Annotated in this window: 26 protein-coding genes and 1 pseudogene; 4 read left to right on the forward strand and 23 right to left on the reverse strand. The window is 33.4% G+C overall.

The window, feature by feature from the left end; genetic code table 11:
- The first annotated feature begins 75 nt into the window (after positions 1-75).
- Genes ER639_RS06150 through ER639_RS06160 form a run of 3 tightly spaced genes read left to right on the forward strand, consistent with a single transcriptional unit; the run spans position 76 to position 2,495 of the window.
- Positions 76-708, forward strand: coding sequence for a GNAT family N-acetyltransferase (locus ER639_RS06150; protein ID WP_129064895.1), 633 nt, complete (start codon positions 76-78; stop codon positions 706-708).
- A 9-nt stretch (positions 709-717) separates the two neighbouring features.
- Positions 718-1,359: a CBS and ACT domain-containing protein gene (locus ER639_RS06155; RefSeq protein ID WP_129064896.1), complete on the forward strand. Its 642-nt coding sequence runs from the start codon at positions 718-720 to the stop codon at positions 1,357-1,359.
- A complete protein-coding gene (locus tag ER639_RS06160; protein ID WP_129064897.1) occupies positions 1,356-2,495 on the forward strand; it encodes an acetoin utilization protein AcuC in 1,140 nt (379 codons plus the stop codon). The genes ER639_RS06155 and ER639_RS06160 overlap by 4 nt, the downstream gene beginning before the upstream one ends.
- Positions 2,496-2,954: 459 nt before the next feature.
- Here the strand turns inward: ER639_RS06160 and ER639_RS06165 are convergent, their stop codons facing one another.
- The 15 genes and pseudogenes from ER639_RS06165 to ER639_RS06235 all read right to left on the reverse strand — a co-directional run bounded on the left by ER639_RS06165 (position 2,955) and on the right by ER639_RS06235 (position 17,872).
- Positions 2,955-3,740, reverse strand: coding sequence for a carbon-nitrogen family hydrolase (locus tag ER639_RS06165; RefSeq protein ID WP_129064898.1), 786 nt, complete (start codon positions 3,738-3,740; stop codon positions 2,955-2,957).
- A gap of 47 nt (positions 3,741-3,787) precedes the next feature.
- The gene (gene ccpA, locus ER639_RS06170) at positions 3,788-4,777 is read right to left on the reverse strand and encodes a catabolite control protein A (RefSeq protein WP_129064899.1); all 990 of its coding nucleotides are present in this window, start codon (positions 4,775-4,777) and stop codon (positions 3,788-3,790) included.
- A gap of 199 nt (positions 4,778-4,976) precedes the next feature.
- A complete protein-coding gene (locus tag ER639_RS06175) occupies positions 4,977-6,047 on the reverse strand; it encodes a bifunctional 3-deoxy-7-phosphoheptulonate synthase/chorismate mutase (protein WP_129064900.1) in 1,071 nt (356 codons plus the stop codon).
- A gap of 57 nt (positions 6,048-6,104) precedes the next feature.
- A complete protein-coding gene (locus tag ER639_RS06180; RefSeq protein WP_129064901.1) occupies positions 6,105-6,509 on the reverse strand; it encodes a YtxH domain-containing protein in 405 nt (134 codons plus the stop codon).
- 76 nt (positions 6,510-6,585) lie between these two features.
- The gene (locus tag ER639_RS06185) at positions 6,586-7,065 is read right to left on the reverse strand and encodes a DUF948 domain-containing protein (protein ID WP_129064902.1); all 480 of its coding nucleotides are present in this window, start codon (positions 7,063-7,065) and stop codon (positions 6,586-6,588) included.
- A gap of 85 nt (positions 7,066-7,150) precedes the next feature.
- The gene (murC, locus tag ER639_RS06190) at positions 7,151-8,443 is read right to left on the reverse strand and encodes a UDP-N-acetylmuramate--L-alanine ligase (protein ID WP_129064903.1); all 1,293 of its coding nucleotides are present in this window, start codon (positions 8,441-8,443) and stop codon (positions 7,151-7,153) included.
- Between the two features lie 14 nt (positions 8,444-8,457).
- A pseudogene (locus ER639_RS06195) lies at positions 8,458-10,833 on the reverse strand (DNA translocase FtsK); the annotation flags it as partial.
- 595 nt (positions 10,834-11,428) lie between these two features.
- On the reverse strand, positions 11,429-12,034 hold the full coding sequence (gene ytpR / locus ER639_RS06200; protein ID WP_129064905.1) for a YtpR family tRNA-binding protein: 606 nt from the start codon (positions 12,032-12,034) through the stop codon (positions 11,429-11,431).
- 35 nt (positions 12,035-12,069) lie between these two features.
- The gene (locus tag ER639_RS06205) at positions 12,070-12,933 is read right to left on the reverse strand and encodes a DUF1444 family protein (RefSeq protein ID WP_129064906.1); all 864 of its coding nucleotides are present in this window, start codon (positions 12,931-12,933) and stop codon (positions 12,070-12,072) included.
- A gap of 110 nt (positions 12,934-13,043) precedes the next feature.
- The gene (locus ER639_RS06210) at positions 13,044-13,352 is read right to left on the reverse strand and encodes a thioredoxin family protein (protein WP_129064907.1); all 309 of its coding nucleotides are present in this window, start codon (positions 13,350-13,352) and stop codon (positions 13,044-13,046) included.
- A complete protein-coding gene (locus ER639_RS06215) occupies positions 13,327-14,352 on the reverse strand; it encodes a PTS sugar transporter subunit IIC (protein ID WP_129064908.1) in 1,026 nt (341 codons plus the stop codon). The genes ER639_RS06210 and ER639_RS06215 overlap by 26 nt, the downstream gene beginning before the upstream one ends.
- A 141-nt stretch (positions 14,353-14,493) precedes the next feature.
- On the reverse strand, positions 14,494-15,222 hold the full coding sequence (locus tag ER639_RS06220; protein ID WP_129064909.1) for an amino acid ABC transporter ATP-binding protein: 729 nt from the start codon (positions 15,220-15,222) through the stop codon (positions 14,494-14,496).
- The gene (locus ER639_RS06225; protein ID WP_129064910.1) at positions 15,219-15,938 is read right to left on the reverse strand and encodes an amino acid ABC transporter permease; all 720 of its coding nucleotides are present in this window, start codon (positions 15,936-15,938) and stop codon (positions 15,219-15,221) included. Before ER639_RS06225 ends, ER639_RS06220 begins: the two co-directional genes overlap by 4 nt.
- On the reverse strand, positions 15,922-16,695 hold the full coding sequence (locus ER639_RS06230; protein WP_129064911.1) for an amino acid ABC transporter substrate-binding protein: 774 nt from the start codon (positions 16,693-16,695) through the stop codon (positions 15,922-15,924). The genes ER639_RS06225 and ER639_RS06230 overlap by 17 nt, the downstream gene beginning before the upstream one ends.
- 139 nt (positions 16,696-16,834) lie before the next feature.
- A complete protein-coding gene (locus tag ER639_RS06235; protein ID WP_129065013.1) occupies positions 16,835-17,872 on the reverse strand; it encodes a M42 family metallopeptidase in 1,038 nt (345 codons plus the stop codon).
- A gap of 73 nt (positions 17,873-17,945) precedes the next feature.
- Here ER639_RS06235 and ER639_RS06240 point away from each other — a divergent pair, with 73 nt between their 5' ends.
- Positions 17,946-18,242 carry a PepSY domain-containing protein gene (locus ER639_RS06240; RefSeq protein WP_164993373.1) on the forward strand — a complete coding sequence of 99 codons (297 nt, stop codon included), beginning with the start codon at positions 17,946-17,948 and terminating at the stop codon, positions 18,240-18,242.
- On the opposite strand, the gene ER639_RS06245 is transcribed toward ER639_RS06240, so the two are convergent.
- From ER639_RS06245 to ER639_RS06280, 8 genes are all read right to left on the reverse strand, one after another.
- Positions 18,239-19,435, reverse strand: a complete 1,197-nt coding sequence (locus ER639_RS06245) for a MalY/PatB family protein (protein WP_129064913.1) — start codon at positions 19,433-19,435, stop codon at positions 18,239-18,241. The two genes, ER639_RS06240 and ER639_RS06245, sit on opposite strands and share 4 nt — an antisense overlap.
- A 79-nt stretch (positions 19,436-19,514) precedes the next feature.
- Positions 19,515-20,150, reverse strand: a complete 636-nt coding sequence (gene trmB, locus ER639_RS06250) for a tRNA (guanosine(46)-N7)-methyltransferase TrmB (protein ID WP_129064914.1) — start codon at positions 20,148-20,150, stop codon at positions 19,515-19,517.
- A gap of 12 nt (positions 20,151-20,162) precedes the next feature.
- Positions 20,163-20,954 (reverse strand): phosphotransferase family protein, encoded by a 792-nt coding sequence (locus ER639_RS06255; RefSeq protein WP_129065014.1) that lies wholly within the window; start codon positions 20,952-20,954, stop codon positions 20,163-20,165.
- Between the two features lie 140 nt (positions 20,955-21,094).
- Complete coding sequence (gene dat / locus ER639_RS06260; RefSeq protein WP_129064915.1) at positions 21,095-21,925, reverse strand: D-amino-acid transaminase; 831 nt, start codon at positions 21,923-21,925, stop codon at positions 21,095-21,097.
- 4 nt (positions 21,926-21,929) lie between these two features.
- Complete coding sequence (pepV, locus tag ER639_RS06265; RefSeq protein ID WP_129064916.1) at positions 21,930-23,342, reverse strand: dipeptidase PepV; 1,413 nt, start codon at positions 23,340-23,342, stop codon at positions 21,930-21,932.
- A gap of 119 nt (positions 23,343-23,461) precedes the next feature.
- A complete protein-coding gene (locus ER639_RS06270) occupies positions 23,462-23,890 on the reverse strand; it encodes a YtxH domain-containing protein (protein ID WP_129064917.1) in 429 nt (142 codons plus the stop codon).
- Positions 23,891-24,002: 112 nt separating this feature from the next.
- Positions 24,003-24,719, reverse strand: a complete 717-nt coding sequence (locus ER639_RS06275) for a pseudouridine synthase (protein ID WP_129064918.1) — start codon at positions 24,717-24,719, stop codon at positions 24,003-24,005.
- Entirely contained in the window at positions 24,716-26,356 is a 1,641-nt protein-coding gene (locus ER639_RS06280) for a putative polysaccharide biosynthesis protein (protein WP_129064919.1), read from the reverse strand. The genes ER639_RS06275 and ER639_RS06280 overlap by 4 nt, the downstream gene beginning before the upstream one ends.
- Positions 26,357-26,399 lie beyond the last annotated feature (43 nt).

Genomic DNA, 26,399 nt, shown 5'->3' on the forward strand with positions numbered 1-26,399 from the left:
CAAGTTTACAACTTTATTATATAATAAAGTTGATTGAAATTTCAAAATAATTTGATTTTAATGAAAGGAGGCACTATGCAACATACTAAAACCTTTTACCAACGTAAGCTTGTAACGCCCAATGGAACAATATCGATTGAAGGTCCAGTGGAAAGAACTATATTAGAAACATATACATTTGATGATGACTTAGATGCCTTTAGAAGACCACAAGAACAATTTATCGCAATACAAGAAATTGCAGAACTTAATGAAGGTCGCATCATCATTGCGCGTATTAATGACCATATTATCGGTTATACAACCTATCTTTACCCAGACCCATTAGAAAGATGGTCAATGGATAACCTTGAATATTTGCTTGAACTCGGTGCAATAGAAATCTCAAATCAATATCGTTCACTTGGCATCGGCAAGAATATGTTAGAAGTCGCAATGCTTGATGATCAAGTTGAAGATTACATCATAATCACGACAGAATATTATTGGCATTGGGATTTAAAGAATACAGGATTGAATGTATTTGAATATAAAAAGATGATGCAAAAAATGATGGCTGCTGGTGGTATGGAAGTCTTCTCGACGAATGATCCTGAAATTACAAGTCATCCGGCCAATTGTTTAATGGCACGTATTGGTAAACGCATCACCAATGAGCAAATAGAAGCATTTGATAAAATCAGATTTACGAATCGATTCTTTTTTTAGGAGGCTTATATGTTAGTAGAACGCATTATGACAAGTCCATGTATTTCAATACTAGATTCTGTCACCATTGAAGAAGCATTGCAAATCATGCATCAACATAAAATTAGACATTTACCGATTACGAATCTTGAAAATCAGTTAGTTGGTATAGTATCAGATAAAGACATTAATTTATCTTTACCTTCAATTCTATCCACTGAGGATCCAAAAGCTTTATTACAAACACCGATTTCAAAAATTATGCTAACAAATATCGTAACATGTCACCCACTTGATTTCGTTGAAGATATCGCAATAGACTTTTATGAAGAAAATATTGGTAGTATCCCTGTCGTTAAAAGAAATCAATTAATTGGGATTGTTACGCAAAAAGACATGCTAAACACATTTATTGAACTTACCGGCAACTTATCTCCCGGTTCAACCATTCAAGTACAAGTACCGGATGTTCCAGGTATTATGCATAGCGTAACAGAAGTATTCCATAAACAAAGTGTGAGTATTGAAAGTATTTTAGTCTACCGGGACAAATCACATGAAGGCTATAAACTCGTCACTATTAGAATGAAAAGTATGCATCCAGGAAATATTATTCAAGCATTGATTGATAAAGGATATAAAGTTCAACAACCGATGGATAATGGCCTATGACAGGATTCGTATATTCTGACGCACTTTTAAAATATCGATTTTCAGATACGCATCCTTTCAATCAAATGCGATTACTACTAACAAAAGAATTATTAGAATCATATGACCTATTAAATCAAGATCAAATCATAATCCCTAGATATGCAACAGACGAGGAACTTCAATTAATACATCAACCTGACTATATCGAAGCAGTCAAAAAAGCGAGTACCAATGAACTTTCAGATGACATGTGTCAAAAGTATGGTCTTAATACAACCGATACACCTAATTTTAAAGGAATGCATGATGCATGCCGACTTATCGTGGGAGGGACACTTACAGCTGTAGATGCTGTCATGCAAGGCAAAATGGTTAAATGTGTTCACTTTGGTGGCGGTTTGCATCATGGTTTCTCAGGACGCGCATCAGGATTTTGTATTTATAATGATAGTGCCATTGCATGCAAATATTTAGCAACAAAATACAACCAAAAAGTAATGTATATCGATACAGACGCACACCATGGAGATGGCGTTCAATTTTCATTTTATAATGACTCAGATGTATTCACCTACTCTATCCATGAAACTGGACGTTATTTATTCCCAGGAACCGGTGGCATCAACGAACGTGGAGATGGTGAAGGCTATTTGTATACGATGAATTTACCAATCGATGCGTATACAGAAGATGATAGCTTTCTAGAAATATTTGAAACAAGTATTAAACAAGCATGCGAATTCTTTAAACCCGATATTATCTTTAGTGTACACGGTGCAGATGCACATTACTTAGATCCCTTAACACACTTATCATGTACACACGAAACATTTAAACGTATACCTGAAATCATCCTAAAACTCAGCAAACAATATACAAATCAAAAATGGATTGCTGTTGGTGGTGGTGGATATAATGTCTTTCAAGTCGCGCCATTTGTATTTGCACAAGTTTATGCTGTTATGCAAACAGGTAGAGCATTAAACGGTAAATTACCACAAACATTTAGAGATAAATGGCAGCCAAAGTCAGAAATCAAACTACCGGAAACATTCGAAAGTGATTTAGAAGCATATGAAGCCATACCAAGACGTATGGATATTACAGAAAAAAATGAAACAATGATGGAACGGGTATTGAGACATTACCAATAAAGGGCACAGATCTTTCTGCAGCTCAAGTGCAAATGACAGATGAGCCACAGACGATTCTGCAGCTCAAGTGCAAACGACAGATGAGCCACAGATCTTTCTGCAGCTCAAGTGCAAACGACAAATGAGCCACAGACGATTCTGCAGCTCAAGTGCAATCGACAGATGAGCCACAGACAATTCTGTAGCTCAAGTGCAAATGACAGATGAGCCACAGATCTTTCTGCAGCTCAAGTGCAAACGACAAATGAGCCACAGACGATTCTGCAGCTCAAGTGCAAACGACAGATGAGCCACAGATCTTTCTGCAGCTCAAGTGCAAACGACAAATGAGCCACAGATAATTTTGCAGCTCAAGTGCAAACGACAGATGAGCCACAGACAATTCTGTAGCTCAAGTGTGAACGACAGATGAGCCAGTGACACATTAATCGTGTCACTGGCTCATCTTATATAGCTATTTTAATACAAATCACGTCTCATATTATCTATCACTGGGACTGTTTGACGCTGCATACCGACTTCATTAAAATCTATATTTACGGTAAGAATTCCTTCTTGGTCGTCTAATGCTGCAATGACTTCTCCATATGGATTGACCACTGCTGATTCACCACAATATGTTGCTCCTTGTAATGATTCAATTGGTCCTACTGCATTACATCCTATCACAAAGCAACTGTTCTCAATAGCTCTTGCTTGTAATAATTTAGACCAATGCACTGCATGTTTACTCGTCCATTGTGCCACAACAAAGATAATTTCCGCGCCTTCTTTGATTGGCTGACGTATCACTTCAGGAAACCTCAAATCATAACAAATTACTTGTCCCATTTTAGTATCCATAAGTTCAAACGCATGTGGTAAAGATGAAGCGCCTTTTAAGTATAAATGTTCATCTAACATTGGTACTAGATGCACTTTATCCGTTTGATGTAATAGTTGCCCATTTCGATCCACTGCAAATCCTGTATTGTAAATTGCACTATCTTTCTTATTTGAAACACTACCTGCAATAATATTCACATGTTTTTCTTTAGCCAATTGTGCAATAAAAGCATAACTCTTCTTAATGTCTTCATCAGCATATTGATCAAGTGTCTTTAATGCATATCCTGTATTCCACATTTCAGGTATTACAACGATATCTGTATCTTCATCAACTTGTTGCATTAATTGAATTATTTTTTGTTGGTTTGCCTCAAAATCCGATAATACCACTTCATATTGTAAAACTTGAATCTTCATCATTTCACCTCAATATAAAATAAAGGCGAGGCTATGCCTCACCTTACTTATTTTGTTGTGCCACGGTAATCAATTGAATATGGCAATATAACATGCTTATCTTCAATGTTTTCATCGTTCATATATTTTGTTAATAAGCGCATACCTACTGCACCTATATCGTATAATGGTTGTTTCACACTTGATAATTTAGGTCGTACCATATGTACTAATCGTGTGTTATTGAATGTCACGACTTGTAAATCTTCAGGTACTTTTAATCCTAAATCTATCGCTTTATGTACGATACCAATTGCTTGTTCATCACTAATACATAATACTGCATCTGGTTTTTCTTTATGGATTTGCTCGAATGCTTTTTCGCCATCTAAATATTTTTCTTTACCAATATAAACAGCATCTTCATTAAATTTAATTTGGTGTTTATTCAATACAGATTTCATGCTTTCTAATACATCATGATGTGCTTTGACTGAATAGCCTCCACCAACGAATGCAAATTTTTTCGCACCATCTTGAATTAATTTTTCTGTAATTTCTTCAGCTGCTTTTTTGTAGTCAATATTAACTGATGGTAATACTGATGCTTGATCTTGTGAACCTGAGATAACGACAGGCACACTTGTTGAATTGATCATTTCAATTGTTTCAGTTGATAAAGTACCACCTAAGAAAATAATACCATCTACTTGTTTCGATAATAAGTTATTGAATATTTCTCTTTCTTTTTGCTCATCATTGTCTGAATTCGAAATAATCGTTTGATATTTATACATTGTCGCAATATCTTCTAAACCACGTGCTAGTTCTGAATAATAAATATTTGAAATATCCGGAATAATCACACCAACAGTTGTTGTCTTCTTGCTTGCCAATCCTCTTGCAACTGCATTCGGTCTATAGTTTAATCGTTTAATGACTTCATTGACTTTGTCTCTAGTTGCTGGTTTCACATTAGGATTTCCATTAACAACACGAGAAACTGTAGCCATTGATACATTTGCTTCTCTTGCGACATCATATATTGTAATTGTCATAATTGCCTCCATTATTGTAATCGTTTTATTTATTATTCTAGCACGTTTTCATTTAGTTTTCATTAATAAAGATTAAAAAATTAAACAATGCTTTTATACAAAAAATTAGCAGAGCAATTGCTCTACTAATATTTTCAAATTCTATTTATCTTAGAAATTTAATATTTATTATTTTTTTTAAATGATACTATTTAATGAATTACATCTTCATTCTAAATGCATTAACTGATTCATAAAATGCATCAAACTCTTTAATATTCATTTGTTGTGCACTATCACTTAATGCAAGTTCAGGATTTGGATGTACTTCAGCCATTACACCATCTGCTCCAACTGCGATTGCTGCGCGAGCAACTGGTAACATAATGTCTTTACGGCCTGTTGAGTGCGTCACATCAACTAATACTGGTAAATGTGTGCCTTGTTTTAAAATCGGTACTGCCGAAATATCTAATGTGTTTCTTGTTGCATTTTCATAAGTTCTAATACCGCGTTCACAAAGAATGATATTTTTGTTTCCTTGTGCATAAATGTATTCTGCTGCATATATAAATTCTTCAATTGTTGCACTTAAACCACGTTTTAATAATACGGGTTTGTTCGTTTTACCAACTTCTTTTAATAGTTCGAAGTTTTGCATGTTTCTTGCACCAATTTGGAATACATCTACATACGGATCTGCAAGTTCAAAATGCGCAGGATGTACAATTTCAGATACAACGTTTAAATCATATTTTTCTCCAATTGACTTTAAAATTTCTAATCCTTCTTTACCTAACCCTTGGAAGTCATATGGTGATGTTCTTGGTTTAAATGCGCCACCGCGAATAAATTTTTCACCTTTCGCATGTAAGTTCTTAGCAACTGCTTCTACTTGCTCATAAGATTCTACCGAACATGGTCCAAAGACAAAAATCTTTTCTTCGCCACCAATAATGGCTTTATTTTTAAACTCGACAATCGTGTCTTCTTCTTTTAACCTTCTAGAAACTAATAAATGTTTCTCAGATTCTGATTGTTGTAATTTTGTTGAGGCTTTAAAAATCTCTTTAAACAATTGTTTAATATCATTATCATCAAATGGCCCTTCATTTAAATCAATCAATTGATTTAGCATATCTTTTTCTCGCTCAGGATCATAAATATTAACGCCTTGTTTGCGCTTTTCTACACCAATCTTTTTAGCGATTTCGCCTCTTTCTGATAATAACTTTAACAATTCAATATTGATCGTTTCAATACGTTCACGTAATTGATTTAATTCGCTCATAATTCACCTCAAAAAAAATAGTAGTACAATGACTACTATTTTATCATAAGCTTAAATTTATTTGTTTAATTTTGTTTGTTGCTTTAAAGTTTCTGTTTCAATAATTGTTTTTTTACGTTCTTCTTCTGCCTCTTCCTTAATTGGCAATTCTTTATCAACAATCGCAATTGGTTCTTTTAATTGATCATTATTCACTTCTTTTTTAATTGCATCTTGTTGTGCTTTAATTTCTGGATTTGTTTGATTTTGTTTTTGTTCTAATTTATCTTTAATATCAACAAATTTATCACCGATATCTTGTTGCAGTGCTTTACCTGATTTTTGTGCAACCATTAAACCAATAACAGATCCTACAAATAATCCTAAACTAATCCCTATTGTTAAATCTCTTTGTAATGTATTTTTCTTCATTTCATATTCTTTCACAGTATGTGTATGTAAATCTCTATTGTAAGTTTCCATATTATTGCCTCCTAAAAAAAGAAATGTACTTTATATAAAGTACATTCCCTTAATTTCACACATTAAACTAAATATTTTATTGAATATCTTCTTTTACAACTTGTTCATTTAATGGTGCTGATTTAAAGTTTGGTGCATTACGACGTTCTTTACGTAATTGCCATTTGTCAGCTAATTCCATCGCAACATTTGACCATTGAACGACTTGAGAAATTTTCTCTTCGTTTTGAGAAATGTTGTGTGTAATTGAACTTGTTACATTGTCTACTGAAGAATTTAAATGTTGTACTGTTGTACCAACACCTTTAACTGCATCGACAACTGCATTTAAACGTAATGATTTGTCTTGAACATCTTCTACTAAACGATTTGTTTTATGTAATAAATCTGTTGATTCACGCGTAATCCCTTGAACTTGACCTTCGATACCGTCTAAAGTTTTTGCAACGTGATCTAAGTTTTTCTTAACTGATAATAAAACTACAACGATGCCAATACATAAAATTAAAAATGCTACTGCAGCCACAATGCCTGCTACTGGTAATAACCATTCCATAATAACGCCTCCATTTTTCTTGTTGATATTCTTAAATTACCCCGATGATTAAACGTTAAAACATATTCAATACAATCTTATCAAACTATTTTAAATTTTCATATGCTTTTTGAATTTTTTGAATATCACCAGCACCCATAAAGATGATGACATCATTTTCAAATGCTTTCAAATCAGCTACTGTTTCTTCAGTAATTAATGAAGCATTTGGAATTAAATTTTGTAGATCTTTAATTGTTAATTCACCACTTGCCTCACGTGCTGATCCAAAGATATCACATAAAAATACTTTATCTGCAGGTTTTAAACTGTCAGCAAAATCTTGTAAAAAAGCTTGTGTTCTAGAAAACGTATGTGGTTGGAACACTGCAACAATTTTTCTAGTTGGGTATTTTTTGTTTGCCGATTCTAATGTTGCTTTGATTTCTGTTGGATGGTGTGCATAATCATCAACTAAAATTTGATTTTGATGTTTCTTCTCAGCAAAACGGCGTTTCACACCACCAAAAGTTTGTAATGCATCTTTAATTAAAATAATATCTAACTTTTCTAAATAGCAAATCGTAATTACCGCTAATGCATTTAAAACTTGATGATTACCAAACATCGGTGTTGTGAATCTTTCATAAAATTCACCATCAATGTAAACATCAAATGAAGTACCTAATTCAGATGACTCTACATTTTTAGCAATGACTTTATTATCTTCATTAAATCCATAATAATAAGTTGGCACTAATGCATTTAAATCTTTTAAGTTTTCATCATCACCACAAGCGACAATGCCTTTTTTAACTTTGCGACTCATTTCTTGGAATGCATTAAATACATCACTCATTGATGCAAAATAATCCGGATGATCAAAGTCAATATTTGTAATAATAGCATAATCTGGTGTATAGCTTAAGAAATGACGGCGATATTCACACGCTTCAAATGCAAAGTACTCACTATTCGGTAAGCCCATACCCGTCCCATCACCAATTAAAAATGATGTTTTCTTAGCACCATTCATTACATGAGATAAAAGTCCTGTCGTACTTGTTTTACCATGTGAACCTGTAACAGCGATAGAAATAAATTCATTCATAAATTGACCTAAGAAGTCATGATATCTCACGACTTCTAAACCTAATTCATGTGCTGCCACAATTTCTTCATGGTCATCACTGAATGCATTTCCAGCAATGACTTTCATACCCGGTTGAATATTTTCTTTATTAAAAGGCAAGATTTTAATCCCTTTATCGCGTAAAGCAATTTCAGTAAAAAATTCTTTTTCAATATCTGAACCTTGTACTGTTTCACCCATATCAAATAAGATTTGAGCTAAAGCACTCATTCCTGAACCTTTGATTCCTACAAAATGATATAACATGTTTACACTCCTTATTAATACTCTGATTGTTTTTCAGTGATTAACACTGCTCTCGGCTTAGATCCATTTTGACCGCTGATGTAACCGAGTTCTTCTAATTGATCTACGATACGTGCAGCACGATTGTATCCAATTTGGAATCGTCTTTGAATCAATGATGTTGAAATATGACCTTCATCAATCATATAATCACATATTTCATCAAACAGTTCATCTTTTGGTTGTTCTGATACTTTTTTCAACAATGTTTCTTGTTGGAATAAGTAATTCGGCTCACCTTGAGACTTCACATATTGAACAACTTGATCAATTTCATCATCTGATACGTAACAACCTTGTATTCTTATTGGTTTATTCATTCCATTACCAAGGTACAGCATATCACCATTACCTAGCAATTTTTCTGCTCCACCAACATCTAAAATCGTTCTTGAATCAACTTGAGAAGATACCATAAACGCAATACGTGTCGGTACATTCGCTTTAATTAAACCAGTAATCACATTTACAGATGGTCTTTGCGTTGCAAGGATTAAGTGAATACCACATGCTCTTGCTTTTTGAGCAATACGCGCAATGGCATGTTCAACATCTTGAGGTGCAACCATCATTAAATCTGCTAATTCATCAATAACTACAACAATCTTTGGCATTCTATCTTGATATGCGGCTTTTTGATTGTATGCTGTAATATTTCGAACATGTAAATCAGCAAACACTTTATAACGACGTTCCATCTCCTCAACAACCCATTTTAAGCTTTCTGTAGCAGCTTTCACATCTGTAATCACAGGTGCGATTAAATGTGGTAAATCATTGTAAGGTGCAAGTTCTACCATTTTAGGGTCAATCAATAATAATTTTAATTCATTTGGGTTATTGCGATATAAAAGTGATACTAAAATTGAATTAATTGCTACAGACTTACCAGAACCTGTTGCCCCAGCAATCAATCCGTGTGGCATTTTCGCAATATCCATAATCATTGGTTCGTTATTAATACGCACACCTAAAGCAACACTTAAATGAGATTCAGCAAACTTCAATTTCTTACTAAGTTGTACTTCACTTAAATTAACATTACGTGTTTCTTTATTAGGTACTTCCACACCAACTAAACTTGTACCAGGTATTGGCGCTTCAATTCGAATATCTTTAGCAGCAAGTGCCATTTTAATATCATCTTGTAAGTTCGTAATACGACTTACTTTAACACCTTTTTCAACAGATAATTCAAACCTTGTAACAGATGGTCCTACAACAACATTTTCAACAGTTGCAGGGACATTAAAATGATAAAAAGCATCATTCAATTGAGCAGCTTGCTCATCAATCGCTTCTTGATCAAAGGTCATTTTATCTTCAGGACGCAATAAACTTACAGGTGGTAATAGATATTTGGGTCCAATGCGTTTCTTTTCTTTTTGTTCTACAGTCTGTTGCACCTTTTGAATAGGTTGTTCAACTTCAGTTTTAGGTGGTACTGTGTTTTGATCCGTGAGTGCGTTCGTTACATTCGATTCATCTGTTGCCACTTCAACAACGGATGGTTTCGCAGTAACTTGATTTGGAATATCTTGATTTTCTTTTATCTTACGTTTCGCTTCCATCCATTTTTTCTTGTCACTTGGTGTCATCACAACATTAAACGGAGAAACGCGCTCTTTCATAACTGGTTTCAATACCGGTTCTAAAGACTTCACATCTTTAATATTGCCCGTAAATTCATTATTCTGCACTTCTATAGCTCTTGAAAGGGCAACATCATGATATGTATCTTCTACAGGTGATACATTGTTTTGTTGATGTTCATTGTCTTCAAATGATGTATTATCATCTGATTCAAAGTTCGTTTCTTCTTGAATATCATCTGTATCCATTTCTTCAAATGTGACATCATCAAATGATGTATCCTCTGATAAATCATCATATACATCAATCGTATCTAACTCTAAATTAGCGACTTCATCATCTTGCACTTCTTCAAATGTCACATTTTCTTCAATGAATTCATTTGTAACTTCTGGTTCATCGACTTTAACCAAATCTGCATCTGTTAAAGCAATGACTTCATTATCTTCTTCAACCATTTTGACTTCATTTTCAACTGGCGTTTCTTGTGTCGACACTACTGCTTGTTCTTCTTTAAATTCTTGAGTTTCAAGTGGTAAATGTTGCTTTGGTTCATGTGGAATCTGTAATGGTGTTTCAGTCTCAATACGTTCAACATCATCTTTTTGTTGCATCATTTTCTCAATTTCAGATTCTTGAAGTTTAATACGTTCACGATTCTCCTGAAACTCTTTTTGGCGTCTTAATTTCTTTTCACGCTCTCTTCTAATTTCAGCGACAATTTGTGACGCATAAATATTTTCTATATTTACGGTATTGTCTTCTTTACGATATGTCGGTGTTTCAGGTCTTTTTTCAATCGCCTTTTGACCTTCTAACTTCTTCACAGGTTGAAATATTGATCGATTTTCCGGAGGCTTTTTAGTGCCATAAATCGCACTTGGCACTTCCGAAGCCTTAAATATCGGTTTATGTACTTGATAATCTTTAGAAGTAAACTTAGGTTTTTCTCTTTTAGGTACATAAGATTGATATTTTGGTTCTGTCATTGACTCGTAAGTCGTCTTTTGCCTTTTAGGTTGATATGAAGGTGTTACAGCATCACGATGGCTTTCTGAGTTGAAGGTACCATTTTTTTCACGCCTTCTTTGTCTTCTCGGCACATAGTCACTTACGAAACCTGACGTATCATGCTCATATTCTGGTTTTTGAATCTGTTGATGATGTGAATGATGATCTTCAATATGTTCCTTTTGTTCATGATTTACACGTACATTATCCACATTTAAAGGGAATCTAAATTTCCCTTTTGGTCTTTTATACACATCATTCGTATCAACTGGTATGTCTGCTTCATTACTATGTGATGTGGTCTCATTCGGTCCAAATAATTTATCAAACCAACTCATCTCATCACCCTTTTATCGCTTTAAAGAAATCTTGACCAATTTCATATTGATCATCTAATACTAAAATACCTTTTTTCTCCTCTGAATCCGTTAAACCTAATTCACGTTCAGAACAAATCATGCCACTTGAAGGCACACCACGTAATTCAGCATCTTTAATTAACATACCACTTGGCATTACAGCGCCTACTTTGGCAACAACAACCTTTTGACCTTGTGCGATATTTTTTGCACCACAAACAATTTGTAACGTCTCTGTACCCACATTCACATTTGTAATATTTAATTTATCAGCATTTGGGTGCTTTTCACACGTTTCAACAAAACCTACAACAAATTTCGGTGATAAATCAACTTCTAAAGGCTTTTCTAATCCTTTTTCTAAAAGCACTGCATTTAATTTTTCGATAAATGCTTCTGTTAATGTCACTTGACCTTGCTCATCTAAAGGTAATGCATCTTTCACTGATTTTACGTTGTATCCTACAACTTTATTATCTTTTTTAATTGTAGTGATATCACCATTTGTTTCATATTCAAATGGTCCTGACACAGGTTCAACTGTAATAAATAAGTAGTCGCCAACTTTTTCATTGTAAAAAATATTCATGATAATTCTCCTATGTATGTAAGATTTTTATGTATTTATTGATTTTTATTTTGTTTTTCCGCTTCAAATCGTTTTCTATTAGCTTCAATGCGTTCAATGGCTGCCTTATCTCTCTTTGCATTGTTCTTACCTAAAATAAATACCGGTGTTAATTGGTCATTTTCATATTGGAATGATAAAGATGTAATTGGAATTAATCCATTAGCAAAGAATTGCATCATCATTTGCGCTAATACATCGTATCCAGTTTCATTTTGAATATCTGCAATTAAAAGTAAATCCCCATGAGGTACACAAACCATCATTTCACCAGTAATTTGTGATTTAAATTCTTGAAGCAACTTTTTATTTAATATTTTAGAAGCATCATATCCATCGTTTTTATTGAAGAAGTAAAACGTATTACCACTAACTGTATCTGTTTTATAAGACATATCCAGTCTTAAAACATTGAATAATGCAATAGTATGTATATCCTCTTTGCTTAATTTAAGTTCAGATAGCATTGATTCATCTATTAATCGATATGTATCTCCTAAATCTACTGCATAGTAGATGTTCGTTTCTGCAGTATGCTCAGTAATCACTAATGCCTTACCTTCTGCTTCTTTTTTAAAGCTTGTAGAACGAATAACGGGCATAATCTTTTTCTGGTCGATGCCAGCAACTGATTGTGCTTTCATTGCTCGAATCGATGCTTCGATATAATATGCAACCTCATCCACAATCTTTGGGTTGTTTTTATATTTTGCAACGACTGGACTTAATTTAATTGTTAACCCTTTTTGATTGTCCAGTCGCTCAACTCTTAATGTTTCTTCTTTTCTATCATATTGATAGCGCACGACATTTAAATCTAAAGATGCAATGAGTGCATCTCTCATTTCAAAAACATTCATTTTGCCACTCCTTACATAACTTCTATTGTACAATAAATATGCCCTTTACAAAAGCACTAGCCAAAACAAAACGGGAAACAGCCGTTTCCCGTTTAAGTTCATGTTTATTCTTATAATTGTTCTATGAAAGCAATAATTTCTTCTTTTGTTTTTCTATCTTTAGATACGAATCTTCCAATTTCTTTACCTTCATTAAAAGCTACAAAACTCGGAATGCCCATAACGTCATGTTCAATGGCTAAATCCATAAATGCATCACGATCTACAGAGATGAATTGATAATCTTTAAATGAATTTTCAATGTCATCTAAATGTGGTGCGATAAAAGTACAATCTGGGCACCATGAAGCTGTAAACATTACAATTGTCTTATTTTGAATAAGAGTATTAAAATCACTTAGTTGTTTTAATTGTTTCATTGTTACCTCCTGTAGGAATCAATTGATCTCCTGATTTAATAATTTGTGCTTTATACAATATTCGATAAAGGATAAAACACACTACTGCTGGTAGTATAAAGTGAAAAAGTGCGATTTGTAAATAAACTTGCATCGAACTCCCCATTGCTTTTATGGTCATGATTTGACCGACCAATCCACTTGTCCCCATACCAGCACCTGCTGCCACATTTTTCATTGGCCAAAAAACGGTCATTATAGGTGCAACTAATATACTTGCAATCACTGGCGGCACTAAAATAAATGGATGTTTTAAATAATTTGGTATTTGGATTTTACTTGTACCGATACCATGAGCAATAACGCCTTCAATACCATTGTCTTTATAACCTGTTACTGCAAAACCAATCATATGGCAACAGCAACCAATTGTCGCAGCGGCTGCAGCGGTACCTTCAATATTTAACATTAATGCAAGGGCAGCACTAGAAATTGGACTTGATAAAGTTAAACCGAATATTAATGAAACCAAAATACCCATTAGCATTGGTTGTTGATCTACTGAAAACGTAATAAATGCTCCTAACTTTAACATTAAAGTTTGTATAAAGGGACCAACTACTTTCGCAATGATTGCACCAACAATCAATGTTACAAGTGGTGTTAATAAGATATCTATTTTTGTCTTCCCACTGTATAATCGACCGAGTTCACTTACAACTAAACTGACGACATATGTACCTGCTGCACCGCCTAATTCATAGCCATACATCCCCGTTACAGCCGATGAAAAAATGACCATTGGCTTTGCACCTAATCCATATGCAACAGCAACTCCAACAGCTGCACCGGTGAACTGTTTTGCAAGTTTACCGATATCAATCAGTATACTTGTATCAAAATAAGGCTTTAACTGAATGCCAATCGTTTCTAAAATCAAACCTATAATTAAACTTGAAAAAAGACCAAGAGCCATATAGCTCATCCCACTTATGAACCAACGATTTAATAATTGTTTCATTTTAAACCCCTTTTTACTTTTATTTTTATCTATTCTATTATAATAAAAGTTAAATACAAGTATTGAAAAAACGGCCAACTTATGAATATTACATTCAAAAGTTGACCGAAATTAATATTAAATTAAAATATTATGAACCATTTAAGCATTAATCACATTTAAAAATCGCTTTAAATGTTCAGATTGTGGATGATTAAAAATAGCCTCTGGTGTACCTATTTCTTCGATAATACCATCATGAACAAATGCAATGCGATCGGCTACTGATTTTGCAAATTGCATTTCATGGGTCACAATGACCATTGTCATTCCTTCTTCAGATAAGTTTTGAATGACTTTTAATACATCTTGTACTAACTCTGGGTCAAGTGCAGAAGTCGGTTCATCAAACAACATCACTTTTGGATTCATCGCAAGCGCTCTCGCGATACCGACACGTTGTTGTTGACCGCCTGATAATTGAATTGGATATTGATCTTTAACATGTAATAAATCTACTTTCTCAAGTAATCCAATCGCAATTTCAGTTGCTTGTTTTTTATTCATTTTTTTTACTTGTACTAAGCCCTCTGTTACGTTTTCAAGCGCCGTCATATGTGGAAACAACTGAAAGTTTTGAAAGACCATGCCAGATTTTTGTCTCACGTTAATTTGTGATTTTTTATTATTTGAAGAATAACTTAACCCATCCACTGTCACTGTACCTGAAGTTGGTAACTCCAGTGCATTCATTGTTCGTAACAACGTTGTTTTACCTGATCCACTTCTACCAATCAATACAACAACTTCCCCATTTGCTACTTCTAAATCAATACCTTTTAATACTGGCTTATCACCAAATTGTTTTGTTAATGCTTGAATTGAAATCATCGTTGATACTTCCTTTCAATCTTCGCTTCGAATTTACCTTGGAAAAATGACACAATGAAACAAACGATCCAATACATTAATCCGACCAATAAATAAATCGATAAAAATTCATATGTTGTGGCCGCCACTTCTTGAGCTTTTCTAAACATTTCTGCGACTAAAATAAACCCTAGCAATGAAGTATCTTTTAATAAATTCAAAAATGTATTGCCTAACGCAGGAATGGATACACGAATTGCTTGTGGCAAGACGATTCGTTTCATCGTCATCCATTCGCTCATGCCAATAGAATAAGCTGCTTCTGATTGACCCTTCGGTATTGAAATAATACCTCCACGAATGATTTCAGATGTATAAGCACCAACATTTAAACTTAAACCGATAATGGCTGCAGTCACTGACGGTAATGTCCATTGTACATCTGGATTCCCTGTTACTAAACGACCGATTTCAGGAATACCAAAGAAAATAATAAATAATTGTACAAGCATTGGTGTTCCACGGATGATAGAAACATAAATACTCGCTGGTATTTTCAACCATTTCTTGTGTGATACTCTAGCTAATGCAGTTAAAATTGCGATAACAAAACCAATCATAAATACCACAATTGTAATTGGAATTGAATATTTCAATAGTCCAATCAACATTGGCATAAAGGCTTGTTTCGCTGCTTCTAATGCATGTAATTGCTCTGGATTAAGATTTTGAAACATCTTCACCAAACCATTTTTTACTTATTTTCGATAACTCACCTGATTTTGTTAAGCTATCAATTGCTTTATTGATGTCTTCAATTTTCTTATCATCCGTTTTCTTTAAGAAAACAAAACCTGATTGACTTTTTTCTGCGTTACCATTAATGATTTTTACATCAGCTGATTTCTTTTGTTTCATGTAATCTAATACTGACAATTTTTCATTAAACGTACCTTCAACACGATTTGATAATACCATTTCCATCGCTTGGTTAAATCCTTCAACTTGAGTAATATCAGCACCTTTACTTTGTGCTAATTTGCCATAGTTTGATGTTAAAGTTTGTGCTAATTTTTTTCCTTTCACATCATCAAATGATTTAATGTCATCGTTATTTTTACGAACTACTAATACTGCACTTGAATATGTGTAAGGTTTTGAGAATTTGTATTTCGCTTTACGTTCTTCATTAATACCCACTTGGTTCGCAACAGTATCAAAGCGACCTGAATTTAAACCTGAGAACATTGAATCCCATTGTGTTTCAACAAATTTCACTTTGTAACCTGCTTTTTTTGCTACTGCTTTTGCAACTTCTACATCGTATCCAGTTAAATTCCCTTTTTTATCATGGAATGTAAATGGCGCATAAGTACCTTCTGTACCAATCGTTAATGTTTTATCGTCTGATTTCTTTACTTCTTTTGAGTCATTTGATCCACATGCAGCTAATAATACTGATGATGCTAATGCAACTGTAACTAATTTTTTCATTCTTTTACCCTCAACTTTAATCTTAGTATTTTACTCGGAATAAACATTATTCTATACTATTTTGAAATGAAGTCAACAAAAAAATACTCAAATTCGAAATTTGAATTTGAGTATTAATAAATCATAACAGTGTAACGTATTAATTTTCTTTTAAATATTGAATTTTTTCAGGCGTTAAATCTTTCAATAAATGCATAAAGCCAGACTTTGCAGCAATGTAATCTTTAATATCAAAAATAGAATGACTTGAATGAATGTATCGCGCAGGGACACCAATAACAGCTGATGGAATACCATCATTCGCAACTTGTATTTCTGCAGCATCCGTCGCTCCTGGTGAAACATAGTATTGGTATTTCACTTCATGTTGATCAAACAATTCAAGCATATAATCTTTAAATGCTGGTTGTAATAGCATTGCACGATCATAAAATCTTAGTAACGTACCTTTACCAAGTTCACCAGATTTATCTCCTATTAAATCATTTGCTGGAGAGCAGTCCACAACAAATGCAATATCAGGTTTTATAATATGACTTGATACTTTTGCACCACGTAAACCAACTTCTTCTTGAACGTTGGCACCGATGTATAAATCAAATGGCAATGATACATCTTTAAGCGATTGTAAAATATCGATGATGATTGTACAGCCATATCGATTGTCCCACGCTTTACATAAATAACGGTCTTTCGTTAATTGTTTAAATGATACATTCGGAACAATTGGGTCCCCTATACGAATGCCCATTGAGACTACTTCTTCTTTACTTGTTGCACCTACGTCTAATAACATTTCAGTTATTTTTGGCAATTTTGAATCTCCTGTTTGGAAATGCTTTGGCACACTTGAAATGATACCGCTTAATTCATCTTTGTTCTTCGTTAATACTTTCATATGTTGACTGAGCAATACATCCGTACTCCATCCGCCAATATCGATGAACTTTAATAAACCATTGTCTAATATTTGTGTCACCATAAATCCTACTTCGTCCATGTGTGCCGCTATTAGTACTTTTTTTGCATTTGGGTTATTAGATTTCTTTACAAAGAAAATCCCACCTAAGTTATCTTGAATCACTTCATCTGCAAGCGGTGCCATATGTGCTTTTAAATAATCACGAATTAAATATTCATGTCCAGGGGCACCATGCATTTCCGTTAAACATTTCATATGTTCAATAATATCTTTCAACAAAATCACTCCTTATATGGTAAAATGTAAAAAACAAGAAAGGACTAATCAGATGAATAAAAATTATAAAAGATATACTTTATTATTATTACTTTTTATCCCAATCCTTTTTTATGTAATTAACAAAAAACGTGTAGAAATTATTTCTCCAGAACAAGCTTTGCAAATTGCAAAGGATGCATTTAATCATGTTGAAACGAGTTACATTGTTCATACACCACAAAAAGTGACACGCTTATCACACGAGTCACTCGTTTATAAAGGTGGTATCTCTAATGCTACACACGAATATGAATTTACAATCGATGCGTATACAGGTGATATGATTGAAACTAGAGAAATCAACTAATGTTGATTTCTTTTTTTGTATAATGTTTCAAATGTGAGTTTAATACGATCTAATCCTTCTAGAAGTACCGATTCTGGTACAGCCGCATTCAATCTAAAATGCGTCGTTTCATGCATTTCATAAATACTACCTTCACCAATGGCAATACGGCCAATAGATTTCAGTGCTTCAAACACTTCTATTTCTGAAAATCCACTCTTTCTAAAATCAATCCACGCTAAAAAAGTCCCCTCAGGTTGATGAAACTCTAATGTATGATTTAAATGTCGGTGAATATAATCATCGATGATTTGCATATTATTTTCAATGTGTGCATTTAATGCATCAATATAGTCATGTCCTTCTAAATATGCAGCTTTAACAGCTTGTATAATTAAAGGATTTGCACCAAACAGTCCATACACAGTCATCATTTGTTGGTTCAAGCGTTCTTTAACAAAGTGATCCTTTGTAATAAAGTAACTGTGCTGCATTCCTGAAATATTAAATGATTTTCCTAGACATGTTGTTACTAAAATTTTATCGTATGTTGGCATCATCTTTGCCATAGAAATATGTTTTGATTTTCTTGCAAAGTCCATATGAATTTCATCCGCAATAATAAAAACATCATTCTTTTCACAAATTTCCACAATCTTTAATAACTCTTTATTTGTAAATACTTTGCCTGTTGGATTTTGAGGATTACATAAAATAAAGATTTTGTTTTGTGGCATTTGACATAAATATTCAAAATGCGTGAAATTCATTTCATAACGATCTTCACACCATTCTAATGGGCTTTCAACAACCATGCGTTTATTACCTTCAATTAAAGTTAAAAATGCGTTATATGAAGGTGTGTTCACAATAATCCCATCAAACTCATTCGTTAACATTCGTATAACTTCTGTAATGGTAAATAATACTGTTGGTGCATAACCAATATCTTGTTTTAAAACGTTGATATCAAACCTTGTTTGAAACCAATGTTTAATTGGCGAAAAGAAATCATTGGTTTGATAGGTTGAATAACCGATGATTGGATGCGTTAATCTTTTTTGAATGGCTTCTGTAATACCCGGAAAAGTGGGTAAATCCATATCCGCAATCCAGAATGGTTGTAAAGCATTGGTGCCGTAAATACTATCCATTGCATCATATTTAACACAATTCGTATTTGTTCTGTCAATTACTTGATTAAAATCATACATCGCTACCCCTCCAAACTTTCTTTTATTTTACCATGAATCGCCAATTTTAATATACAAAAAAAGCCAGGTATGCACCCGACTAGTTAAACGAAGCTTCCAAACGATTGATTCTAAATCCTTTGTTTGAGAACTTTTCTTCATATTCTGTTTTAATATTATCTTCAGGCTCATTCTCGTGAAGATTCAAATTAATATTTTTTAATTTCATTCCAAATTGACTCATACTTTCAATTGAGAATTCAAATAATTGTTGATTGTCTGTTTTAAAATGAATTTCACCATCTGATTTTAAGATGGCTTTATAAATACTTAAATAATTCGCATGTGTTAAACGACGTTTTGCATGGCGTGTTTTTGGCCATGGATCTGAGAAGTTTAAGTATACTCTATCAACTTCACCTTCTCCGAAAATATCCGTTAAATGTTCAGCATCAACTGTTAATAATCTTAAGTTTTCAATGCCTTGTTCAACAGCCTTTTCTACGATACGAATCATCACGTTTTTATCACGTTCAATACCAATGTAATTAATATGTGGGTTCATTTTAGCCATTTCTGTAATAAAACGTCCCATACCACTACCTACTTCAATATGAATGGGTTGTGATTTATTAAACCAAGATTGTATTTCACCTTTACGTGACAAATCAATACTTACAATATCACTGTGGGATAAAAGATAATCTTCCGCCCACGGTTTATTTCTCATTCTCATTAATTTTCTCCTCTAAATAAATGGATTTTGGTGCAACACACCATTCAAAAACTGGATCCATTCATTCATATCTTGATAACGATTTTTCTCCTCATACCATTCAACCATTGCAATGGCCTGAATGATGGTATACCATTTCATGCGCTTTTGTAAATCAATGGTCAATTCTGCACCATATTCTTTTAACCATGCTTCAAATAAATCACCTTGTTGATATGTATACATGATCATACCTAAGTCAATGGCCGGGTCTGCAATCATTGCACCTTCCCAATCCACTAAAAACAATTCATCTTGATCAGATAACAACCAATTGTTATGATTCACATCACCGTGGCACACCGTATAAAATCTAGGATCTAAATTAGGCATATGATCTTCTAAATACGTTAATGCACGTCTAATAACATGATGTGTTAATACTTGTCTTGATAAAGATGAATTGATCTTTTTAAGTAACAATTCAGGATACATCGGTTTCATTTCCATACGTTTTAACATGGTTAAAAGTGGTTTAGATTGATGAATTTTTTTGAGGAGTTTAGCAACACGTTGTGAATACATTTCTTCATGTGTTAACGAGCGTCCATTTTTCCAATGTTGTGCCGTGACAACTTCTCCTGTTTCAATACGCTTCGTCCAAACAAGCTTCGGTACGATTCCTTCAGCGGAAAGCGCAGCAAGAAACGGACTTGAATTTCTCTTTAAAAATAACTTACGGCCGTCTTGCTCTGCCATATATGCTTCACCAGAAGCACCACCAGCTGAATCTAATGTCCAACCTAGCTGATAGAAATGTTCCAACATGTTCACCCCCACTCTAGAAAAAAGAAAAGGCTCTTTAAAAGAGCCTAGCTTTCGATTTAACGACTTGATTAAATTTTATAACCTTTTAAGAGATAATTCAAGCGAAAAATTTATGAAAACACTTTCAAATCAGATATCTATTGAATACCAATGTTTGCCACAAATCCATCTTGTATCGCTTGTGTAACTTTACCAGGGGTTCCATTTGAAATCATCGTATCGTCAATTTGAATAACTGGTGTTACTTCAAGAGACGTACTTGAAATAAATACTTCATCACATTCAAATAAGAACGATGATTCAAATGCTTCTTCAACAAACGGAATATTTAAAGACGCACATACTTTTTTAATCTCTAAACGCGTAATTCCATTTAATATTAAATGGTTTGCAGGATGCGTGTACACAGTACCATCTTTAATAGCAAACACGTTACTTGAAGCACCCTCTGTTACAATACCATCACGAATTTGAATGGCTTCCGTTGCTCCGTGTTCTACAGCTTTTTGTTTATTTAATACATTCCCTAATAAATTTAAGCTTTTAATATCGCAACGTAACCAACGGATATCTTCCGCAGTAATCGTTTTAACGCCTTCTTTTAAGCCTTTTTCAGGACGTGCTGATGCATAAGCATATAACAAGATGGTTGGTTCTACAGATGGAATTGGAAATGGATGATTTCTTGGTGCAACACCACGTGTCACTTGAATATAAATATTCCCCATTTCAATTTGGTTCTTTTCAATCAGTTGACGACAAATTTCAATATATTCTTCTACTGAATATTTTGCGTCCATTTGAATTTCAGCAGCACTTCTTAATAAACGTTCAAAATGTTCTTGAGCTGTATATAATTGGCCATTATAAACACGAACGACTTCATAAATACCATCACCAAATTGATAGCCACGATCGGTAATTTCAGCATGAGCTTGTTCTACATAATTCCCATTAAAAAATATCATTAAATTACTCACCTTCTACACATACTGAATGAATTGCTTCTAAATAAATTGCAGTTGCATCAAATAATTGTTTTTTAGAAATGTATTCATTCTTTTGGTGCATTAAATCTTCTGAGTCTTTAAACATTGCACCGAATGCAACACCTTTTTCCATTGTTCTTGCATAAGTTCCGCCACCAATCGTATATGGCTCAGTCATATCTCCTGTTTGATTGCGGTAAGCTTTTAATAACTTTTGAATAAATGGATCATTTTTATCCACATAATGTGGAACTTGATGTTTGTTTACAACGATTTCAAAATGATCTTTACTGATTTCTTTTTTATAAGCTTCAATACGTGTTTCGAAATCAAATGTATTTGGATAACGTAAGTTCACACCATATTGACCACCGTCAACATCTGTATATGAAATAATACCGATATTCGTCGTTAATTTACCTAATTCAGGCGTTTCAATGGCCATTCCCATTTTTTCACCATAATGTGATTCAAATAATTGCGTATCACCAAAGTTTACGAATGTTTTTGCTTTTTTATCTAAATCTAATGTATTTAAGAAATGAATTAAGTAAAGACCGGCATTTACACCTTTAAATGGTTCCATACCATGAACAGATTTACCTTCAACTGTTAATACAACATTACCGTTATCAACCGTATGTGAACCTGTTAATTGGTGTTCTTTTAAGAAAGCATCAAATTGTTGAATAACATGTGAAACTTGCTCTTTTACTAAAATTTTAGCTTCAGCAAAGTCAGGTACCATATTGTATCTTTCACCAGATTTTAAGACCTTTAATTCAACTGCAGGTTCACTGTCACTGACTTCATCTGAATTTTGGATGATATCAAATGCTGTAAATCCTTTTTCACCATGAATGAGTGGGAAGTCTGCATCAGGTGCAATACCTAAATTCGGCATCTCTTCCGTTTGGAAATAACGATCTGTACATTTCCACTCTGACTCTTCATCAGTACCGATAATCATATGAATACGTTTTTTCCAATCCACTTTCATATCTTCTAAAATTTTAACAGCATAGTATGCTGCAATTGATGGTCCTTTATCATCTAAAGTACCACGTGCAATAATTTTATCTTCTGTTACAACAGGTTCAAATGGATTCGTATCCCAACCACTACCTGCTGGCACAACGTCAACGTGACATAAAATACCGAATAAATCTTCACCTTTACCCATTTCAATGCGGCCAGCAATGTGGTCAACATCATGCGTTTTAAAACCATCACGTTCTGCCAAACGATACATATATTCTAAAGCTTTTCTCGGCCCAGGACCAACAGGGTTTTCTGCATCCGCTAAACTGTCATCACGAATACTTTCTATCGCTAATAAGCCTTTTAAGTCTTCAATCATTTGTGTTTCATATTCTGCTACTTTTTCTCTCCACATATTAATGCCTCCTTAATTTCTCATAAGTTCATAATACATTAAATTATAATATTTTGAAAATATTGAAACAAAAAATAAAGCGCTCATTATGAGCACTTTATTTTTTGAAATATATTCAATTATTTCGATGTTACATCATTGTTAGTGTCCGTTACAACATGAATGTTGTTTGCGCCACCTTCGTCGTCAAACGTTTGTTTTTGTTCTTCGACTTGAACTTCACCATTTTTAGAGAATTTTTCTTTATATGGTGCAGCTTTTTCATTTAACTTTTCTTTGTAAGGTGCAGCTTTTTCTTGCACTTTAGAAGTTAAGTTTTCTTTATATGCATTTGGATCTTCTTTCGCTTTTGCATATTCTTGTTTCGCTTGCTCAGTTAATCCTTGTGCTTTTTGTTTTACACTTTCTTTATAAGCATTTGGATCTTCTTTCGCTTTGTTATACTCATTTAATACTAAGTCACGATTTTCTTTTTTAGAAAGAATTGCTGCGATTGCAGTTCCTCCAATTACTAATGCTGCTCTTAATAAACCTGCTTTTTTAGCCATTTAAAACACCTCTTTATTTGATTTATAGTTATATCATACCCGTATGAAACATCATTAAACAAATAATATGATAAAAATTTTCAAAAAAATTAAAAAAATAGTACACCCTTGATTAGGATGTACTATTTTGAGTGACAAGTTTTAACTCCTCATCAGTAAGTAATCGATACTCACCAAGTGCTAAGGAAGGATCTAGTGCCAATTGCCCCATATGCGTTCTTTTTAAATACGTTACTTTCATACCCACTGCAATGAACATTCGTTTTATCTGATGAAACTTGCCTTCTTGGATAATAATTTCAATTTGTGATGTTGTTTCACCTGTTGATAAAATTTTTAACATTGCAGGCATCGTTTCATAACCATCATCTAACGTAACACCCACTTTAAACTGCTCAATTGTTTTATCGGTAACAATACCATCAATTGTCGCAATATATGTTTTATCGACATGTTTTTTTGGACTTAAAACATTATGTGTAAATTGACCATCGTTAGTTAGAATTAAAAGTCCTTCTGTATTTTTATCAAGACGTCCAACAGGATGTAAGTCATAATGCTCATACCCTTGAATTAAATCAATGACCGTTTGATCTCGATCTTCCGTTGCTGAAACAACACCTTGTGGCTTATGTAACATAATATAAACAAATGGTTGATGCTTTATCACTTGATCATTGACTTTAACCACATCTACATTTTCATCAATATGCATGTCGCTTTTTTTAATAACGATATCATTAACCGTCACTTGTTTCTTTTTTATTAATGCTTTAACGTCTTTTCTTGAACCAATACCATGATTCGATAGAAATTTATCTATTCTCATCTTACTAATTTATTCCTAATACTTTGTACACGATCGCCTAAAAACTCATCAGCAAGACGTGATTTCATTGATAATGCAGCATAAACGAGACCACCTACGAATGCACTTACCATTACAATAATCAGTGCATCTAATTTTCGACCTGAATTTAAGAAGAAACTCATTAAAGCATAAACAATTTCAACAGAAACAAGCATTAGCAAACTATATAACGTGATATATAAAATATGTCGTAACGTTTGTCTGTATTGGAATCCTGCATACTTTTTAATAACCAACATATTACAAATGATTGCAAACAATAATGCAATTGCTGTACCTAAAACCGCACCATTCGTATGGAATACAATAATTAATGGTAAGTTAATGATCGCTTTAATAAACAATGCTCCAATAACAATCCATACAGTCAATGATTGCTTATCAATACCTTGTAATATTGCAGCTGTAACAGATAATAAAGCAATTAATATACTAACTGGAGCATAAAAGAATAATATTTGACTTGCTTCAGCATTATAGCTATAAAACACAGTATAAAGCGGTGTTGCAAGTACCATAATACCTAAAGAAGCTGGCACTGTTAAAAACAATAATACACCGAAAGTTTGTTTGATTTGGTGATGCATTAATTTTGTTTCTTTTCTTGCATAAGTTCTTGCAATACTTGGTACAAGACTAATTGCAAATCCAGCAGCTAAACTTGTTGGAATCATTACCAATTTATTTGTTGTTGTATTTAAGATTGTTAATAGCATATTATGTTTACTTACAGCAACACCAGCAATATCTAACCCTTTATTGTGTGTAAATTGATCAATCGTAGAAAACAATGGAATACATAAACTCACAATAACAAATGGAATACTATACAATAAAATTTCTTTGTACATTGAACGGTATGAAACATCCATACCAGTTTCATCAGATTCTACCATTTTATCGATATGTGGTTTTCTTTTTCTCCAATAATAAGCAAGTGTTAAAATGGCTGCAATTGCACCAACAGCTGCTGCGAAAGTGGCAATTTCATTTGCGAGTAACACTTTTTTTGGATCAATCACTTTTAATACTAAAAATGTACCGCCTAATAAAAATGCAATACGCGCAACTTGTTCAATCACTGTTGATACTGCAGTCGGTCCCATTGAATCATAACCTTGAAATATACCACGGAATGTAGCTAAAAACGGAATAAAAATAACCGCAAATGATAATACTCGTATAATTTCAGTAATTTGTGGTACAGTCCATTCTCCTAACTCACCTGCTTTAGGACTTGCTAAAGTCGCACTTGCAATCGAAGGTGATAAGAAATAAAGCACTATAAAACCAAGTAAACCACTAATCCCCATGACGACAAGTGATGAGCGATACAGCTTGTGACTTATTTTATATGCACCGAGTGCATTGTATTTGGCGACGTATTTCGCAACGGCAAGTGGAACCCCTGCGCCAGCAATCGTCAGCATAACAACATATGGTGGATAAGCCATATTATAAGGAGATAAATTTTCCTCTCCACCAATAATTGCGTAAAACGGAATAATGTATAAAATCCCTAGAATCTTCGTTATAAAAATACTTGCAGTTAAAATAAAAGTACTTCTAACTAAAGTATCTTTTGTTTCTGACATATTTTTCATCCCTAACTTCTTAAATTTTGCTAATGAATATCAT

Origin of the sequence: Macrococcus sp. DPC7161 (assembly GCF_004117835.1) — a bacterium.
Classification (GTDB): Bacteria; Bacillota; Bacilli; order Staphylococcales; family Staphylococcaceae; genus SDSC01.

Bases quoted from the DNA above. Each gene is read 5' to 3' on its own strand.
- ER639_RS06150 (WP_129064895.1), top strand. From the start codon at position 76: ATGCAACATACTAAAACCTTTTACCAACGTAAGCTTGTAACGCCCAAT.
- ER639_RS06155 (WP_129064896.1), top strand. From the start codon at position 718: ATGTTAGTAGAACGCATTATGACAAGTCCATGTATTTCAATACTAGAT.
- ER639_RS06160 (WP_129064897.1), top strand. From the start codon at position 1,356: ATGACAGGATTCGTATATTCTGACGCACTTTTAAAATATCGATTTTCA.
- ER639_RS06165 (WP_129064898.1), bottom strand. From the start codon at position 3,740: ATGAAGATTCAAGTTTTACAATATGAAGTGGTATTATCGGATTTTGAG.
- ccpA (WP_129064899.1), bottom strand. From the start codon at position 4,777: ATGACAATTACAATATATGATGTCGCAAGAGAAGCAAATGTATCAATG.
- ER639_RS06175 (WP_129064900.1), bottom strand. From the start codon at position 6,047: ATGAGCGAATTAAATCAATTACGTGAACGTATTGAAACGATCAATATT.
- ER639_RS06180 (WP_129064901.1), bottom strand. From the start codon at position 6,509: ATGGAAACTTACAATAGAGATTTACATACACATACTGTGAAAGAATAT.
- ER639_RS06185 (WP_129064902.1), bottom strand. From the start codon at position 7,065: ATGGAATGGTTATTACCAGTAGCAGGCATTGTGGCTGCAGTAGCATTT.
- murC (WP_129064903.1), bottom strand. From the start codon at position 8,443: ATGTTATATCATTTTGTAGGAATCAAAGGTTCAGGAATGAGTGCTTTA.
- ytpR (WP_129064905.1), bottom strand. From the start codon at position 12,034: ATGAATATTTTTTACAATGAAAAAGTTGGCGACTACTTATTTATTACA.
- ER639_RS06205 (WP_129064906.1), bottom strand. From the start codon at position 12,933: ATGAATGTTTTTGAAATGAGAGATGCACTCATTGCATCTTTAGATTTA.
- ER639_RS06210 (WP_129064907.1), bottom strand. From the start codon at position 13,352: ATGAAACAATTAAAACAACTAAGTGATTTTAATACTCTTATTCAAAAT.
- ER639_RS06215 (WP_129064908.1), bottom strand. From the start codon at position 14,352: ATGAAACAATTATTAAATCGTTGGTTCATAAGTGGGATGAGCTATATG.
- ER639_RS06220 (WP_129064909.1), bottom strand. From the start codon at position 15,222: ATGATTTCAATTCAAGCATTAACAAAACAATTTGGTGATAAGCCAGTA.
- ER639_RS06225 (WP_129064910.1), bottom strand. From the start codon at position 15,938: ATGTTTCAAAATCTTAATCCAGAGCAATTACATGCATTAGAAGCAGCG.
- ER639_RS06230 (WP_129064911.1), bottom strand. From the start codon at position 16,695: ATGAAAAAATTAGTTACAGTTGCATTAGCATCATCAGTATTATTAGCT.
- ER639_RS06235 (WP_129065013.1), bottom strand. From the start codon at position 17,872: ATGAAATGTTTAACGGAAATGCATGGTGCCCCTGGACATGAATATTTA.
- ER639_RS06240 (WP_164993373.1), top strand. From the start codon at position 17,946: ATGAATAAAAATTATAAAAGATATACTTTATTATTATTACTTTTTATC.
- ER639_RS06245 (WP_129064913.1), bottom strand. From the start codon at position 19,435: ATGTATGATTTTAATCAAGTAATTGACAGAACAAATACGAATTGTGTT.
- trmB (WP_129064914.1), bottom strand. From the start codon at position 20,150: ATGAGAATGAGAAATAAACCGTGGGCGGAAGATTATCTTTTATCCCAC.
- dat (WP_129064915.1), bottom strand. From the start codon at position 21,925: ATGATATTTTTTAATGGGAATTATGTAGAACAAGCTCATGCTGAAATT.
- pepV (WP_129064916.1), bottom strand. From the start codon at position 23,342: ATGTGGAGAGAAAAAGTAGCAGAATATGAAACACAAATGATTGAAGAC.
- ER639_RS06270 (WP_129064917.1), bottom strand. From the start codon at position 23,890: ATGGCTAAAAAAGCAGGTTTATTAAGAGCAGCATTAGTAATTGGAGGA.
- ER639_RS06275 (WP_129064918.1), bottom strand. From the start codon at position 24,719: ATGAGAATAGATAAATTTCTATCGAATCATGGTATTGGTTCAAGAAAA.
- ER639_RS06280 (WP_129064919.1), bottom strand. From the start codon at position 26,356: ATGTCAGAAACAAAAGATACTTTAGTTAGAAGTACTTTTATTTTAACT.